The following is a 14,794-nucleotide window of genomic DNA, read 5'->3' as shown; positions in this document are numbered from 1 at the left end:
TTTTTCACCTTTCTTTTATCATGGAAAAGGGTGTGGGATTGCCTTATTTTTCATTAATTCTTTTTTATTCGGAATACTATATCCTAATGATTCTGGTACACTAAACAACCTAGGTAATTTTTGTAGTCTCCTCATATCATGTCCGAAAGTCATGGGTAACATTCCTGGTACAATAACTTTTACACATTTTAAACCGCTACTGTCCAATTCTTCAGCTGTTTGATCCACTACTATTATATTTAAGTCTAAATTTATAAAGTGTTTTATTACTTCTTGCAAATCTAAGTGCAGATTATTTGTGTAATTTATAGTTTTAATTTCTGATAAATCAATGGAATTTCGGTTTTTTAATAAAAAATCAAAATAGGATTCTGCTTCTTTCAATCCAAATAACAGAGAATGGTCTTCCATATTTTTTACCAATGAAAAATCTTTTAACATTTTCTTTAATTCTTGCTTTCTATTTTTAAATTTCTTTTGAAGCGCTATTAAGATACCACATAATTCTTGAAGTGTATTTTCTATTGCTTTAAATTTGCTCAAATGACTTCCTGCAGCACAAAGTATATTTAATCCTTCTTCTTTTTTATTCTTTGCAATAGCCCAAATACAAGGTATCTTACTTTCTAGCGTCATATTATATAAAGTGATCTCATAATCTGTGAGATATTCAAAACGGTTTATCATTAATTGTATGTTTGCATCTTGTATAGATTTCAGTTCTATCCTTTCTAAGGGTAAACGAGTATACCAACTGATCAAAAATGCATCCCTCTCTACTATTTCAAACAATGCATGTAAAGTTGCCTCTAAAATACTACCTCCTAGTGCGCAACCATTTGATATCTCGTATACAAAAGAGTTTTGAAGACCGTCTCGATAATTCAATCCATAATAAGCATATGTTTCTGGTACTAATACAGGCTTTCTTTTTGTGATTGAATATCCCCATATCCACTTTATTTTTCTATTTGGATCAAACTCTTTAAAGGGAAAATGGTCAAGCTTGTATTGTGATGAAGAATGTAATCCTAATAAACTTGGATCTAAAGCTTCTGATTTTAAATCATTGTAACTTCCTGTGATATTGGTTATATTTCTTCTAGGTTCCATTCCACAATATCTCTCTAAACCCTCTAACATAGCTGTTAAATGGCTATCTGAATAGCTATTAGTACGTCCTACGCCGACTTCATCTTTACCAACTTTTAAAGGTAAATTTGCAACAGATACCGCAAAAGGACTTTCATAGTCATCTAATAAAGTATTAAATAATCCAGTTTGTGTATCTAAATAGTTTTCTAAGCTTTTAGTAAGTTCTTGTTTACTGATACTTCTATATTCCTTTTGAAATTTATTTATATTTGAAAGAGCCTTTTCGAATGTTTGTATTGTCTTTTCTTTAGATTCTGGTTCGAAATGACGACATATTTTACAATGTGAATTTGGTTTAAAATTATGGAGGTTAAATTTTAATGTTTCCTTATCTATTAAATAAACACTTTGTTCTTTTAAAGAACTTAATAAGTTCAAGGCTAAGTTCATTATTAGTTGTATTGTTGATGATGTTATATTATTAAAGTACAAACCTTTAATATCTTTTGATTCAATATATTCCCTAATTTTATATAAATTTAAACGATCTTTCTTTGTCATAAACCATCTATAATAAAAACAGTCTATACATCCCTTACTATACTTTTCTCTAAGTGGCCCGACAAAAATATTATTAAAAATATTGGTTATATATAACCATTTCAAGTTAGTTTTACTTAACATATCTTCTATTAATAAAAACTTGTTAGTATTCCATTCCTTTATAAAAACTATTGCATATTGAATACCTCTTTCGACCTTCAAAAAATCTTCTAAAGAATTAATAGCTTCATTAATACTTATCTGTAAAAATACATAATTTCCTCCACTAAACATATGGAGTTGTTTTTCAAGTGATATCGTTTCATCCCCAATAATTAAAATTTTTTTAGGCATCACTTTCCTTTGTCACCTCCTGTAAGATATGACCCATTATAGATACTTTAGAAAATGTGAAATTATCTTTAATTTCAAATGATAGTATATCAATACCTTGTTGCCTTAGGAATTTTAGGATCGTTTCATTATCCCATTCACCTGTAAATTTAAAATTCAAATTACTTATTGAGTAGCTTTCCGTATTCTTTTGATGTTGTATAATAAAAGTTCTAATAGCATTTTTTAAGGCAGTAGTTATTTGGAATGATAAACCAAAACCTGTAAAGTTTGAATCACTACATTTAACGCAAAATAAATTTTCGTTTAATTGGTGATAATATAGATCGATATTAATATCTTGTTGGATACAAATGTTATAAAAATAGGCGATATCTTCATCATCTAAATATTCATTTATTTCAATTTTGGTTTCATTTCTATTAGGAATATAATTATTTATAATATATTTAAGTAATATTTTCAATAATCCTACTTTATTAGCCACTTCCTTGTTGTCATTAACACTAATAGTTAATTCATCTTTATTACTAACCCTATTTAAAGAAGTGTTTATAACTTTTTGACTATCCCTTAGACTCACTAGACTCACTTTTAAATTTAAGTCTTGACTAACTAATTTCTCTAAAGCTTTATAGTAAACATTTAATCGTGCCTCTGAATGGTCATCACCAAATTCAACAACTTTTTCTTTCAATAATTTATTATTTCTAATTATAACTTCCCAATTTGAGAACGGAATTTGTGGATTGTCCCCTCTACCTATTTCTATTATAGGACTACCATACTTGCTCTCAAAACTCTCAAAATTTTGAATGAAGTCAAAATTTTGATTATCTTTTCTTTTAGATAAAGAATTTAGTTTAAAATAATCCCCTTGTAATTTATTGTAATTCAAAACAAAAGCGTTCTCCTTCAAAGCACTATCAACGCCATTAGTCACATATTTAAAAATTTCAAAACTAATTACACTAGACAGTAATGAGTTCACTGTAAAATTAGCAGAACACATATTTAACTGATTATATGGAAGTAAGAATGTCTCTTTAAAAGCTAACCAATCGTCTTCACATGTTATAAATGGGCTAATAATGCCTTCATGTTTCATATTATTTATAATTAAGAAATCTATCTCTGGGAAGGATTTAGAATATATTTCTTCTAATTCACTTATATTCATATTTATAAAAACAATAATTTTTTTATCTGTTGATACTTTTAAATCATATATACTTTTATATGTAACAATATTCTTAGAGCCCATATTTTGTAACGATTTTTGAATCATGTTAGTTAACTCATCTTCTCCTATTAACTCAATTTTAAATTGAGAAAATGCTCTAAAATTATTTATTCCTTGATTTGTATAATAATTAAGAAAATTAATCTCATTCTTAAATCCTTCTAAATTAGTATTACTGTAGTTTTCCGATTCCAAATACTTGATAAATTTATTTTTGTCAAGTATTTCTACTACTTTCTTAATTGTTGTAATTTGACCTTCATCTAGATCTTCTAAAATCTCATCTAAGGTATACTCTCCATTTAAATACTCACATATATTCTTAATGAACTTATAGTTTTTTTTCCCTTTAATTATAAAGTAACCGTTATTATTCCTGAAATACGTACCCTCATCCGTAGGAAAAAAAAATGTATCTTCTTTTAATTTAATAATCCTTTTTCTGTTATTGTCCATTTTATCTCCTTTTAGCAAAAACATCTCTTTTTAAAAAAGAGATGTTTTTGTAATTGTTAATAATCTAACAATAGTATTTAGAGGGAGTGAAGTTAAAATATGGATATTAAGAGATTTAAAATTAAGTTGTACAACAGCTACATGTACACACACACGTTGTACACGATGCACCCATTATTTGAGTAGCATCTTCTTCAGACATGGCCTCTGCATCAACCATTTCAGTCACATCAAGCTCTTCAATTTCAATTGAGTTAAGTGCTTTTTTCAAATTTGTCATGTTATTTCACCTCCAGTCAATTATCTCTCCCCCTATTAAAAGATTAACATCGGCCTATAAAAAAAACAACCACTTTTTCTTAAATTTACACAAAAATGGGTAAAACGGGTCATCTAAAGAGAAATTAATATCTATACATTTGAACGTCTTTTAATAACTATCGCATTATATATTTATTATTATAAATATATAATAGGTGTAAAATGTAAAATTTTCACTTCGTTTAGTTTATTTAAAGAGAAAAATATATAAGGATATCAATTTTAAATATATTTAAAATTGCATTTAGACTTGATATTTTTAAACAAATTATTAATTAAAAATAATACCATAAAAAAAGCACCACCGAGAGCTGATGCTTTCAGCTTGTAGACAAAGTCTACAAGCTTTTTTGTATAATAGGGGTATTAACATTTCTGTGGGGGATGAACATGTTATCGAAACGTGAAGAAGAAAGACGCAACCAATTAGAAGTAATGGCTTTAGATGAATTAGTGCCTGAAGATCATCTTGTACGGAAAATAGATCAAGCAATCGATTTTGACTTCGTTTATGATCTTGTCAAAGATCATTATAGCTCCGACAATGGCAGACCAAGTATGGACCCCGTTGTTCTCATTAAATTGGTTTTGATCCAATATCTATTTGGCATTCGCTCCATGTGTCAAACCATTAAAGAAATTGAAACCAATGTGGCTTATCGTTGGTTTATTGGGTATGGATTTTCAGAGAAAATCCCGCACTTTCCTACCTTCGGTAAAAACTACATGAGACGTTTCCACGATACAGATTTATTCGAACAAATTTTATATCGAATCTTAAGAGAAGCGATGAAAAAAGGCCTTGTTGACCCTTCTGTCGCGTTCATCGATTCAACACATGTCAAAGCGAACGCCAATAAGAAAAAACTTGAAAAGAAAATCGTTCGAGTAGAGACGAAAAGTTATCAAAATCAGCTTCATGAGGAGATCAATATTGATCGTGAAGAACATGGAAAAAAGCCCTTACCCCTACAGAATAAAGAAGAAATGAAAGAAATCAAGGTCAGTACAACTGACCCAGAAAGTGGCTACTATGTAAAGGATGAACGTGAAAAGTCATTTGCTTATTCATTTCATACTGCTTGTGATTCAAAAGGGTTTATTCTAGGATCACTGGTCACAGGTGGCAATGTTCATGATAGTCGTATGTTAGATTCACTCGTATCAAAGGTGACAGAGAAAATCGGAAAACCAAATGTAGTCGCAGTAGATGCTGGATATAAAACACCTTACATCGCTAAATTTTTAATGGATCAAGAGATAAGACCAGTCATGCCTTACACTCGTCCAAGAAAAAAAGCTGGTTATTTGAAAAAGAATGAATACGTGTAAGTTGCATATTTTGATTGTTACATTTGCCCCAACGGGCAAATTCTCTCTTATCGAACAACGACTAGAGAAGGCTATAAGCAATATGCATCCGATTCAAAAGTATGTAAGTCCTGCTCATTTCTAGATAACTGTACACAAAGTCAAAATCACACCAAACAAATTCATCGGCATATTTGGCAGGATTACCTAGATGAAGCAGACAACATGAGACTCACTGAAATAAATAAAAGCATTTATGCAAAACGGAAAGAAACGATTGAACGCGTTTTTGCGGATGCAAAAGAAAAGCATGGTATGCGTTGGACAAAACTTCGTGGACTAAAAAAAGTTTCAATGCAAGCGATGCTTACTTTTGCTGCCTTGAACCTTAAAAAGCTAGCAAACTGGACATGGAAAGAACCGTGTCCAGCGTAAAACACATGATGTTTTTATCAAAAAATGTGAAAACCCCACTTTTACTTGAAGTAAAGGTGGGGTTTGTCTACGGTCTGAAAGCACCAGCGAGAGCTGATGCTTTAAAAAACATTTAAGTTCTTTATAGAGTACATGCTAATGATCTACCTTAAAACAAAAACTTTGTATAACGTTAATTGATTAACGTTTTGAGAACTGAGGTGCGCGACGAGCGCCTTTAAGACCGTATTTCTTACGCTCTTTCATACGTGGGTCACGAGTAAGAAGTCCAGCACGTTTAAGTGATGTACGGTACTCAGGATCTACTTCTAGAAGAGCACGAGAGATACCGTGACGAATTGCTCCAGCTTGACCAGAGAATCCACCACCGTGAACATTTACAAGAACATCGTAGCTGTTAGCTGTTTCTGTGATGTTCAAAGGCTGTTTCACGTCTTCGATTAAAGCAGCGAATGGAATGTATTCAGTAATTTCACGATTATTAACGACGATACGGCCTTCACCTGGAACTAAGCGAACGCGCGCTACAGAACTTTTACGACGACCTGTACCGTAATATTGAACCTGTGCCAAATTGTTAACCTCCCTTATAATTAACCGCGAAGTTCGTAAACTTCAGGTTGTTGTGCTTGATGTGGATGCTCAGAACCACGGTACACATTTAATTTTTTGAACATTTGACGACCTAGTGGACCCTTTGGAAGCATACCTTTGATAGCAAGCTCCAACATTTTTTCAGGGTAGTTTGTACGCATCTCAAGAGCAGTTCTTTGTTTCAAACCACCTGGGTGCATCGTGTGACGGTAGTAAATTTTGTCCGTCAATTTCTTACCAGTTAATTCGATTTTCTCAGCATTGATGATGATGACATGATCACCTGTATCAACGTGTGGTGTATAAGTTGGTTTGTGCTTACCGCGCAAAAGTGATGCTACTTCAGTAGAAAGACGACCTAGAGTCTTGCCTGCCGCATCAACAACTAGCCATTTGCGCTCAATTGTGCTTGCGTTCGCCATTGGTGTTGTACGCATGAGTTTCCCTCCTAAATAAATCAATGAATTTTCCTTGAATCAAATGCTACGTTCTATTTCAAAACACAGATAAGTCTTCCGGGGCTTATTTGTGGGGTTGAAATACATACCATATGATATCTTATAACTTTCTGCTTCCTGTGTCAAGAACATGTTACACCTGGTTTAGTTGTCATAGAAAACTTCCCATAAATACAGTCCGTGACTAGGCGCAGTCTTGCCTGCCGCTTCGCGATTTCGGGCGGCAAGCATGGCTTTTATCTCCTCAGGGTGAAATTTACCAGAACCGATTTCAAGCAACGTTCCAGCGATAATCCTCACCATGTTGTATAAAAAACCATTCCCTCTCACACGCATTTCAAGCCCGTCTGAGACGTTTTTCCACTCAAGGGCATAAATATCCCTCACCTTGTCCTGAACCTCTGTATTGGCCGCACAAAAGCTTGTAAAGTCATGTGTCCCAATCAGGTGCTCAGCGGCTTCTTTCATTTTATCGATATCCAGCCGGTAAGGATAGTGGCAGGCATACTGTCTCGTGAACACATTTTGGTGTGTTTCTGTTGAGACCTTATAACGGTACTCCTTCGAAACAACACCAAATCTGGCATGAAACGAATCATCGACCTCCTCAGCCTTTAGAACACGGATATCATCCGGCAGCAGGCTGTTGAGGGCAAAAGGCCATCTCTCCATCGGGATCGAGAGCGGGGTCTCAAAATGGATGACCTGTCCCTTTGCATGAACACCGCTGTCCGTCCGGCCGGAAGCCACAATCGGAATCAGTTCATCCTGTTTGTGCATTCTTGCAAGGGCAGACTCGATCTCCGTCTGTACGGTTCGCTGCCCTGGCTGCACCTGATAGCCTTTAAAATGTGTCCCATCGTAGGATACAGTACATTTGACCTTCATCTAGGAATCACCTAATTTCTAAGCAGCACAAGGAGCGCTGTTAACAGGATGAATAGAAGCAGCGTGAACGTGTCCTTTAAGCCCCAGACAAGCTGACGGTATTTCGTCCGTCCTTCTCCCCCGCGGTAGCCTCTCGCTTCCATAGCGGTCGCCAATTCCTCTGCACGCTTAAACGCACTGACGAAAAGCGGAACCAGCAATGGAACGATGGCTTTCATGCGATCCTTTAGAGGTCCGCTTGTAAAATCAACGCCTCGAGCCATTTGTGCCTTCATGATTTTGTCCGTCTCTTCTAATAAAGTCGGAATAAACCGAAGAGAGATGGACATCATGAGAGCAAGCTCATGAACAGGCAGTTTGATTTTACGGAATGGATGCAGCAGCTTCTCCATTCCGTCTGTCACTTCTATAGGCGTTGTGGTTAACGTAAGAAGTGTCGTCATCATAATGAGATAGACAAAACGGAGTGAAATGAAGATCCCCTGCTTTAAACCTTCTTCATAAATATTCAGAAAACCAAAGTGGAATAGCAAGGCGCCATCCTTTGTCATGAAAATATGCAGAATAAAGGTAAACAGGACAATCCATAGGATCGGCTTCATTCCCTTGAGAATAAAGTATAGCGGCACCTGAGAAACCATCACCACAAGAATGGTAAAGACACCTAACAGCCCGTAAGTGATGTAATTATTAGCAAAAAAGACAATAAAGACAAAAAAGAAAATTGATAACAGCTTTGTCCTTGGATCAAGACGATGGACAAAGGATGAACCTGGCACATATTTGCCGATAATCATACTATCCATCATGATGTCGTGTCCTCCTGATAAAGAGCTGTTAAGGCTTCTGCCATTTCATCCATGGTCAGAAGCGGCCTTGGAAACGTAATACCAAGCTTTTCTTCTAAAGTCTGCTGGAATTTAATCGTTTCCGGGAGGTCGAGACCAAACGAAGACATGTCTGTACGATTGGCAAACAACTCTCTCGGTGTGCCTGTCGCCTTCACTGTCCCTTTATGCATCACAATCATTTGATCCGCATAATGAGCGGCGTCCTCCATACTGTGTGTGACTAGGATCGTGGTGAGGTTTGCCTTTTGATGAAGGTCATAGAACATGTCCATAATTTCCTTCCGCCCGCGTGGATCCAGTCCAGCAGTCGGCTCATCAAGCACAAGCACTTCTGGCTCCATCGCTAAAACGCCAGCAATCGCCACACGTCTCATTTGACCACCGCTTAGTTCAAAGGGAGATCGAGATAATAGGGATTCAGGAAGACCCACCAGTTTCAGCATCTCCTTCGCCTTCGCTTCTGCTTTCTCTTGAGGAACACCGAAGTTCATCGGGCCGAAGCAGATATCCTTGAGGATGGTTTCCTCAAAGAGCTGATGCTCAGGAAACTGAAACACGATGCCTACCTTTTTCCGGAGGGGTTTCATATCCTTCTGCTTTTTATTGGCTTGTAAAACTGTCTCTCCAAGCGCAATGCTCCCCTTCGTTGGTTTGAGCAATCCATTTAAATGCTGCAGCAATGTAGACTTGCCAGAGCCCGTATGACCAATGACAGCGACATAGCTGCCCTCTTTGATGGAAGCATTGACATCATACAAAGCGAGACGCTCAAACGGCGTTTTCATTTGATAACGATGCTCTAATTCTTTGATCGTAATGTCCATAGCTCTTTCACCAATCCTTCTTGTGTCAAATGGGCATTTGCAAGCGGCACACCTTGCTGCTTCAATTGCTTGCTCAAGCGATAGGAGAATGGCAGATCAAGTCCAATCTGAACCAGCTGTTCATCTAGTTCAAATACTTCCTCTGGCGTTCCCTCGGCAAATTTCTTCCCGCCATTCATCACAATGACGCGGTCTGCCTTGGCAGCCTCGTCTAAATCATGTGTGATGGAAATGACTGTGACTGTTCCTTGTTCCTTCAGTAGTCTAACAGTCTCTAACACTTCTTCACGGCCAATCGGATCAAGCATTGATGTTGCTTCATCCAAGATCATGATGTCAGGGCTTGCGGCAAGCACACCTGCAATAGCGACTCTCTGCTTCTGCCCGCCTGATAGATGGTGCGGCTCTTGATCAAGAAACTCCTGCATATTGACCTGTTTGACAGCCCAATCTACACGTTCTATCATCAATTCCCGCTCAACCCCGTTATTTTCTAAACCAAAAGCCACATCATCACGAACCGTTGAGCCCACAAATTGGTTATCTGGGTTTTGAAAGACCATTCCGACCTTTTTGCGAATATCCCAGACACTTTCTTCTTTGAGCTCAATCTCTCCAACCTTGACCGTACCAGCATCCGGTAAAATGAGCCCATTCAGCACACGGGCAAGTGTGGATTTACCTGAACCGTTATGACCAACAATGGCGAGCCATTCATTTTGATTCACATGCAGTGACACTTGATCTAAAGCGGGCTTGTCCGCATCCTTGTGATAACGAAATACAATGTCCTTTACGTCAATTAATGTCTTCCCCATCTCTACCGGACCTCCTCTCAGCTCAACCTCTTCTTTGCTTATTCCTAAAAAAAGCCGTAGTACCTAAAAAAGGGCATAGATCCAGTTATGAACTGTCCCGCCCTTTCTTAGATACACGATATGTGATTAAACTAATTCAATGACAGCCATTGGTGCGCCATCGCCGCGACGAGGTCCAAGCTTCATGATACGAGTGTATCCACCTTGGCGATCTTCGTAGCGAGTTGCAACGTCAGCGAATAATTTTTGAAGTGCATCTTGGTTTGTTTCAGCGTTAGCTACTTCATTACGAATGTAAGCTGCAGCTTGACGGCGAGCATGAAGATCTCCGCGTTTGCCAAGAGTGATCATTTTTTCAACTACAGAGCGAAGTTCTTTCGCACGTGTTTCAGTTGTTTCGATGCGTTCGTTGATGATCAAATCAGTCGTTAGGTCACGAAGCATTGCTTTACGTTGTGCACTAGTGCGTCCTAGCTTTCTGTATGCCATGTGATGTCCCCTCCTTAATTAGAGATGCTGTATGAATAAAAAACACACGAAAATCCTAGTTCACAATGAAACTAGTCAATCGTCTTTACGAAGACCCAGTCCAAGTTCTTCTAGTTTCGCTTTCACTTCTTCAAGAGATTTACGTCCAAGGTTACGAACTTTCATCATATCCTCTTCTGTCTTGTTAGCAAGCTCTTGAACAGTGTTAATACCCGCACGCTTCAAACAGTTGTAAGAACGAACAGAAAGATCAAGCTCTTCAATTGTCATTTCAAGCACTTTTTCTTTTTGGTCTTCTTCTTTCTCAACCATGATTTCAGCATGCTGAGCTTCGTCAGTTAACCCAACGAAAATATTCAGGTGTTCAGTTAAAATCTTAGAACCTAGAGCGATCGCTTCTTTCGGTCCTGTGCTTCCATCAGTCCATACATCTAGTGTTAGTTTATCATAGTTTGTGATTTGCCCAACACGGGTGTTCTCCACTTGATAAGTCACACGAGATACAGGTGTATAGATTGAGTCGATCGGAATCACACCGATTGGCTGATCGTCTCTTTTGTTTGCATCAGCAGGATTATACCCGCGACCTCTTTGTGCAGTTAAGCGAACACGGAAGCTCGCATTCTTGCCAAGAGTTGCGATGTGAAGATCTGGATTTAAGATTTCAATATCGCTGTCGTGTGTAATATCAGCAGCTGTTACAGTACCTTCATCTTGTACATCAATTTCAAGCGTCTTCTCTTCTTCAGAGTAGATTTTGAGTGCAAGCTTTTTAATGTTTAAGATAATCGTTGTAACATCTTCAACCACGCCTTCGATCGTTGAGAATTCGTGTAAGACACCATCTATCTGGATCGATGTTACAGCTGCACCAGGAAGTGAGGATAAAAGGATACGACGAAGGGAGTTCCCTAAAGTGGTACCATATCCACGCTCAAGTGGCTCTACGACAAACTTGCCATACTTGGCATCGTCGCTGATTTCAACCGTTTCGATTTTTGGTTTTTCAATTTCGATCATCTAATAAAACCCTCCTTCAAAACGTCGAAACCTCGAATAGAATCATATGAGATTCCATCCGAAATTCCTCATTGTTTAGTCCCGTATGTGCTCAGGCAACGAGTCGTGTATTCGTCTCATAAATAACTGTATCATAACCCATTATTGACAGGGACACAAAATCTATACAAACAAATTACACGCGGCGACGTTTTGGTGGACGGCATCCGTTATGAGGAACTGGAGTTACGTCTCTAATTGCAGTAACTTCAAGACCAGCAGCTTGAAGCGCACGAATTGCAGCTTCACGACCAGAACCAGGACCTTTAACAGTTACTTCAAGTGTTTTAAGACCATGTTCGATAGAACCTTTAGCAGCAGTTTCAGCAGCCATTTGTGCAGCGAAAGGAGTAGATTTACGAGAACCTCTGAATCCTAATGCACCAGCACTTGACCAAGAAATTGCGTTTCCATGAACATCAGTAATCGTTACAATCGTGTTGTTGAAAGTGGAACGAATATGAGCAATTCCAGCTTCAATATTCTTTTTCACGCGACGTTTACGCGTATTTTGTTTACGAGCAGCAGCCATTCTTTAACTACCTCCTTTACTTATTTTTTCTTGTTAGCTACAGTACGACGCGGACCTTTACGAGTACGCGCGTTGTTTTTTGTGTTTTGTCCACGAACAGGAAGTCCTCTACGATGACGGATTCCGCGGTAGCTTCCGATTTCAATTAGACGCTTAATGTTAAGTGAAACTTCACGACGAAGGTCACCTTCTACTTTAAGTTTGTCAATGATATCACGGATTTTACCAAGTTCGTCTTCAGTTAGATCGCGAACGCGAGTGTCTTCAGAAACACCTGCTTCTTTAAGGACTTGTTGCGCAGTCGTACGACCAATTCCAAAAACATATGTTAAAGAAATGACAACACGCTTATCACGTGGAATATCTACACCAGCAATACGAGCCATGATTTGGGCACCTCCTTGTTATTAGCCTTGTTTTTGTTTATGTTTTGGGTTTTCACAGATCACCATTACTTTTCCTTTTCTGCGAATCACTTTACATTTTTCACAGATAGGTTTAACAGATGGTCTCACTTTCATGTGTTTCCAACCTCCTTCTTCCGGAGTTGCTTTATTTGTAACGGTACGTAATTCTACCACGAGTTAAGTCATATGGAGATAATTCTACCGTAACTTTGTCTCCAGGTAAAATGCGAATGAAGTGCATACGGATTTTTCCTGATACATGAGCCAAAACTGTATGACCATTCTCTAGTTCAACTTTGAACATTGCGTTTGGCAAAGTTTCTGCTACAGTACCTTCCACTTCAATTACATCGTCTTTCGCCATTCAAGTGTTCTCCCTTCTTCAAATCAGTAACTTGCTCTCTGACAAATGTACAAATGAGAATCTCTCAATTGTTCATCTATCACCCGACCTGTTTTGAATATACTGTTCTGAACTTCCGGAGATACGCAATCATAAAAGGTTATATGATTGATATTTTTTCTTAGGAGAATGAAATTTACGCTTTTCTCCGTCTGCGATTAGTACATGGCAGCCAACGAACATGCCGATGACACCTGTATACTGATCTTGTTCTTTCTTTGGACTATACAGACAACCTGCCCGATTTGGGCCTGAAAGGCTTCAGTGAAGACCTAAATCTTAGTCAGTATATCAAAACCTGTATCTGTAATCGCAATCGTATGCTCAAAATGAGCACACTTTTTCCCATCAACCGTTACAACCGTCCAGTTATCAGCCAATGTTTTCACATATCGGCTGCCTGCGTTCACCATCGGTTCGATGGCCAACACCATCCCAGGTTTTAGCCGCGGGCCTTTGTTGGGCGGACCATAATGAGGAATTTGAGGGTCCTCATGAAGATCCTGTCCGACCCCATGTCCAACATATTCTCTAACAACTGAAAAATTCTCATTTTCAACATACGTTTGTATGGCATGGGAAATGTTCGACAGACGTTCGCCTGGCTTTGCTTCCTGTAAGCCTTTATATAGAGATTCCTCTGTGACTTCCAGTAGTTTGCGGTCTTCATCACTGATTACCCCAACTGGATAAGTCCAAGCAGAGTCACCATGATAGCCATTTAACTTTGCGCCAATATCGATACTAATGATGTCACCATCACGTAAAACCCGTTTACCAGGAATACCGTGAACGAGTTCTTCATTCACCGAAACGCAAATGCTCCCGCGAAAACCATTATACCCTTTAAAAGATGGGATTGCACCCTGCTTTGTAATAAAACGTTCGGCAATTTGATCCAATTCTTTTGTCGAAATACCTGGTTTTATGTGTTTCTTCAGCTCTTCATGAGTCAGTGCGACAATACGTCCAGCTTCTCTCATAATCTCAAGCTCGCGAGGAGTTTTACAGATAATCATTTATTTAATCCTCCAAGCAGGTCCTTGATATCTGCATATACATCGTTAATGTGCTTCGCACCATCAATGTTTGCAAGATATCCTTTTTCTGAATAGAAGTTCAGTAAAGGTTCAGTCTGCTTTAAGTTCACTTCAAGTCTAGTCGAAACGGTTTCTGCATTATCATCTGCACGTTGATAAAGCTCGCCTCCACACTTGTCACAAACATTTTCTTTCGCAGGTGGATTAAATACTAAATGATATGTTGCTCCGCAATTTTTGCAAATTCTTCGGCCAGTCAGACGCTCCATCAAAGCATCTTTATCGACTTTAATATTAATGACATAATCAATCGTTCTGCCAAGGTCCTTTAGAATTTCTTCTAAAGCTTCAGCCTGAGCGACTGTTCGCGGAAATCCGTCCAGAAGAAAACCTTGTTCACAATCATTTTTGCCAAGTCTTTCTCTAACAATACCGATTGTGACCTCATCAGGAACAAGCTCTCCTTTATCGATAAAGGATTTTGCTTCGAGCCCAAGTTGTGTCTCCTCTTTCATAGCAGCGCGGAACATATCTCCTGTTGAGATATGAGGGATCCCATAATCATCAACAATTCGTTCTGCCTGAGTGCCTTTACCAGCACCCGGAAGCCCCATTAAGACTAAGTTCATTTCGGATTTCCCCTTCCTTACTTAGAGAGGTTGGGCAGCTGCCC

17 protein-coding genes and 2 pseudogenes are annotated in these 14,794 nt (G+C 38.1%); 1 reads left to right on the top strand and 18 read right to left on the bottom strand.

What is annotated here, in order from left to right:
• Positions 1-18: 18 nt before the first annotated feature.
• The 3 genes from NSQ72_RS00925 to NSQ72_RS00915 form a co-directional block, all read right to left on the bottom strand.
• Positions 19-1,992 carry a TOMM precursor leader peptide-binding protein gene (locus tag NSQ72_RS00925; RefSeq protein ID WP_341084996.1) on the bottom strand — a complete coding sequence of 658 codons (1,974 nt, stop codon included), beginning with the start codon at positions 1,990-1,992 and terminating at the stop codon, positions 19-21.
• The gene (locus tag NSQ72_RS00920) at positions 1,985-3,691 is read right to left on the bottom strand and encodes a hypothetical protein (RefSeq protein ID WP_341083036.1); all 1,707 of its coding nucleotides are present in this window, start codon (positions 3,689-3,691) and stop codon (positions 1,985-1,987) included. The genes NSQ72_RS00925 and NSQ72_RS00920 overlap by 8 nt, the downstream gene beginning before the upstream one ends.
• A gap of 121 nt (positions 3,692-3,812) precedes the next feature.
• On the bottom strand, positions 3,813-3,971 hold the full coding sequence (locus NSQ72_RS00915; RefSeq protein WP_159145310.1) for a thiocillin/thiostrepton family thiazolyl peptide: 159 nt from the start codon (positions 3,969-3,971) through the stop codon (positions 3,813-3,815).
• A 431-nt stretch (positions 3,972-4,402) separates the two neighbouring features.
• Here NSQ72_RS00915 and NSQ72_RS00910 point away from each other — a divergent pair.
• A pseudogene (locus NSQ72_RS00910) lies at positions 4,403-5,758 on the top strand (IS1182 family transposase).
• Between the two features lie 180 nt (positions 5,759-5,938).
• On the opposite strand, the gene rpsI reads toward NSQ72_RS00910, so the two are convergent.
• The 15 genes and pseudogenes from rpsI to NSQ72_RS00835 all read right to left on the bottom strand — a co-directional run bounded on the left by rpsI (position 5,939) and on the right by NSQ72_RS00835 (position 14,750).
• On the bottom strand, positions 5,939-6,331 hold the full coding sequence (gene rpsI / locus NSQ72_RS00905; protein ID WP_039175996.1) for a 30S ribosomal protein S9: 393 nt from the start codon (positions 6,329-6,331) through the stop codon (positions 5,939-5,941).
• Positions 6,332-6,351: 20 nt separating this feature from the next.
• Positions 6,352-6,789: a 50S ribosomal protein L13 gene (gene rplM / locus NSQ72_RS00900; RefSeq protein WP_003217042.1), complete on the bottom strand. Its 438-nt coding sequence runs from the start codon at positions 6,787-6,789 to the stop codon at positions 6,352-6,354.
• A gap of 165 nt (positions 6,790-6,954) precedes the next feature.
• Positions 6,955-7,698: a tRNA pseudouridine(38-40) synthase TruA gene (gene truA, locus NSQ72_RS00895; RefSeq protein WP_341083034.1), complete on the bottom strand. Its 744-nt coding sequence runs from the start codon at positions 7,696-7,698 to the stop codon at positions 6,955-6,957.
• 11 nt (positions 7,699-7,709) lie between these two features.
• Positions 7,710-8,507, bottom strand: a complete 798-nt coding sequence (locus NSQ72_RS00890; protein WP_151283938.1) for an energy-coupling factor transporter transmembrane component T family protein — start codon at positions 8,505-8,507, stop codon at positions 7,710-7,712.
• The gene (locus tag NSQ72_RS00885) at positions 8,504-9,373 is read right to left on the bottom strand and encodes an energy-coupling factor ABC transporter ATP-binding protein (protein ID WP_341083032.1); all 870 of its coding nucleotides are present in this window, start codon (positions 9,371-9,373) and stop codon (positions 8,504-8,506) included. Before NSQ72_RS00885 ends, NSQ72_RS00890 begins: the two co-directional genes overlap by 4 nt.
• Positions 9,349-10,191: an energy-coupling factor ABC transporter ATP-binding protein gene (locus NSQ72_RS00880; protein WP_008356549.1), complete on the bottom strand. Its 843-nt coding sequence runs from the start codon at positions 10,189-10,191 to the stop codon at positions 9,349-9,351. The genes NSQ72_RS00885 and NSQ72_RS00880 overlap by 25 nt, the downstream gene beginning before the upstream one ends.
• A gap of 126 nt (positions 10,192-10,317) precedes the next feature.
• On the bottom strand, positions 10,318-10,680 hold the full coding sequence (rplQ, locus tag NSQ72_RS00875; protein ID WP_003216944.1) for a 50S ribosomal protein L17: 363 nt from the start codon (positions 10,678-10,680) through the stop codon (positions 10,318-10,320).
• 75 nt (positions 10,681-10,755) lie between these two features.
• On the bottom strand, positions 10,756-11,700 hold the full coding sequence (locus NSQ72_RS00870; RefSeq protein ID WP_003217009.1) for a DNA-directed RNA polymerase subunit alpha: 945 nt from the start codon (positions 11,698-11,700) through the stop codon (positions 10,756-10,758).
• A gap of 175 nt (positions 11,701-11,875) precedes the next feature.
• A complete protein-coding gene (gene rpsK, locus NSQ72_RS00865; RefSeq protein WP_003217231.1) occupies positions 11,876-12,271 on the bottom strand; it encodes a 30S ribosomal protein S11 in 396 nt (131 codons plus the stop codon).
• 20 nt (positions 12,272-12,291) lie between these two features.
• Positions 12,292-12,657, bottom strand: coding sequence for a 30S ribosomal protein S13 (gene rpsM, locus NSQ72_RS00860; protein ID WP_003217023.1), 366 nt, complete (start codon positions 12,655-12,657; stop codon positions 12,292-12,294).
• A gap of 21 nt (positions 12,658-12,678) precedes the next feature.
• Complete coding sequence (gene rpmJ / locus NSQ72_RS00855; RefSeq protein ID WP_003156543.1) at positions 12,679-12,792, bottom strand: 50S ribosomal protein L36; 114 nt, start codon at positions 12,790-12,792, stop codon at positions 12,679-12,681.
• A gap of 31 nt (positions 12,793-12,823) precedes the next feature.
• Entirely contained in the window at positions 12,824-13,042 is a 219-nt protein-coding gene (gene infA / locus NSQ72_RS00850; RefSeq protein ID WP_003217190.1) for a translation initiation factor IF-1, read from the bottom strand.
• A pseudogene (locus tag NSQ72_RS00845) lies at positions 13,020-13,326 on the bottom strand (KOW domain-containing RNA-binding protein). Before NSQ72_RS00845 ends, infA begins: the two are co-directional and overlap by 23 nt.
• A 27-nt stretch (positions 13,327-13,353) precedes the next feature.
• Positions 13,354-14,100, bottom strand: a complete 747-nt coding sequence (gene map, locus NSQ72_RS00840; RefSeq protein ID WP_003217210.1) for a type I methionyl aminopeptidase — start codon at positions 14,098-14,100, stop codon at positions 13,354-13,356.
• The gene (locus NSQ72_RS00835; protein WP_024425604.1) at positions 14,097-14,750 is read right to left on the bottom strand and encodes an adenylate kinase; all 654 of its coding nucleotides are present in this window, start codon (positions 14,748-14,750) and stop codon (positions 14,097-14,099) included. Before NSQ72_RS00835 ends, map begins: the two co-directional genes overlap by 4 nt.
• Between the last annotated feature and the right edge of the window lie 44 nt (positions 14,751-14,794).

The organism is Bacillus sp. FSL R5-0659 (assembly GCF_038008785.1).
Taxonomy (GTDB): domain Bacteria; phylum Bacillota; class Bacilli; order Bacillales; family Bacillaceae; genus Bacillus; species Bacillus safensis.
Note: the sequence above shows the minus strand (reverse complement) of the source record. Positions and strands in the feature narration are given on the sequence as shown.

Coding starts and splice junctions, on each gene's coding strand:
- rpmJ (WP_003156543.1), bottom strand. CDS start 12,792: ATGAAAGTGAGACCATCTGTTAAACCTATCTGTGAAAAATGTAAAGTG.
- rpsK (WP_003217231.1), bottom strand. CDS start 12,271: ATGGCTGCTGCTCGTAAACAAAATACGCGTAAACGTCGCGTGAAAAAG.
- rplQ (WP_003216944.1), bottom strand. CDS start 10,680: ATGGCATACAGAAAGCTAGGACGCACTAGTGCACAACGTAAAGCAATG.
- NSQ72_RS00880 (WP_008356549.1), bottom strand. CDS start 10,191: ATGGGGAAGACATTAATTGACGTAAAGGACATTGTATTTCGTTATCAC.
- NSQ72_RS00885 (WP_341083032.1), bottom strand. CDS start 9,373: ATGGACATTACGATCAAAGAATTAGAGCATCGTTATCAAATGAAAACG.
- NSQ72_RS00870 (WP_003217009.1), bottom strand. CDS start 11,700: ATGATCGAAATTGAAAAACCAAAAATCGAAACGGTTGAAATCAGCGAC.
- infA (WP_003217190.1), bottom strand. CDS start 13,042: ATGGCGAAAGACGATGTAATTGAAGTGGAAGGTACTGTAGCAGAAACT.
- rpsM (WP_003217023.1), bottom strand. CDS start 12,657: ATGGCTCGTATTGCTGGTGTAGATATTCCACGTGATAAGCGTGTTGTC.
- truA (WP_341083034.1), bottom strand. CDS start 7,698: ATGAAGGTCAAATGTACTGTATCCTACGATGGGACACATTTTAAAGGC.
- map (WP_003217210.1), bottom strand. CDS start 14,100: ATGATTATCTGTAAAACTCCTCGCGAGCTTGAGATTATGAGAGAAGCT.
- rplM (WP_003217042.1), bottom strand. CDS start 6,789: ATGCGTACAACACCAATGGCGAACGCAAGCACAATTGAGCGCAAATGG.
- NSQ72_RS00925 (WP_341084996.1), bottom strand. CDS start 1,992: ATGCCTAAAAAAATTTTAATTATTGGGGATGAAACGATATCACTTGAA.
- NSQ72_RS00920 (WP_341083036.1), bottom strand. CDS start 3,691: ATGGACAATAACAGAAAAAGGATTATTAAATTAAAAGAAGATACATTT.
- NSQ72_RS00915 (WP_159145310.1), bottom strand. CDS start 3,971: ATGACAAATTTGAAAAAAGCACTTAACTCAATTGAAATTGAAGAGCTT.
- NSQ72_RS00890 (WP_151283938.1), bottom strand. CDS start 8,507: ATGATGGATAGTATGATTATCGGCAAATATGTGCCAGGTTCATCCTTT.
- NSQ72_RS00835 (WP_024425604.1), bottom strand. CDS start 14,750: ATGAACTTAGTCTTAATGGGGCTTCCGGGTGCTGGTAAAGGCACTCAG.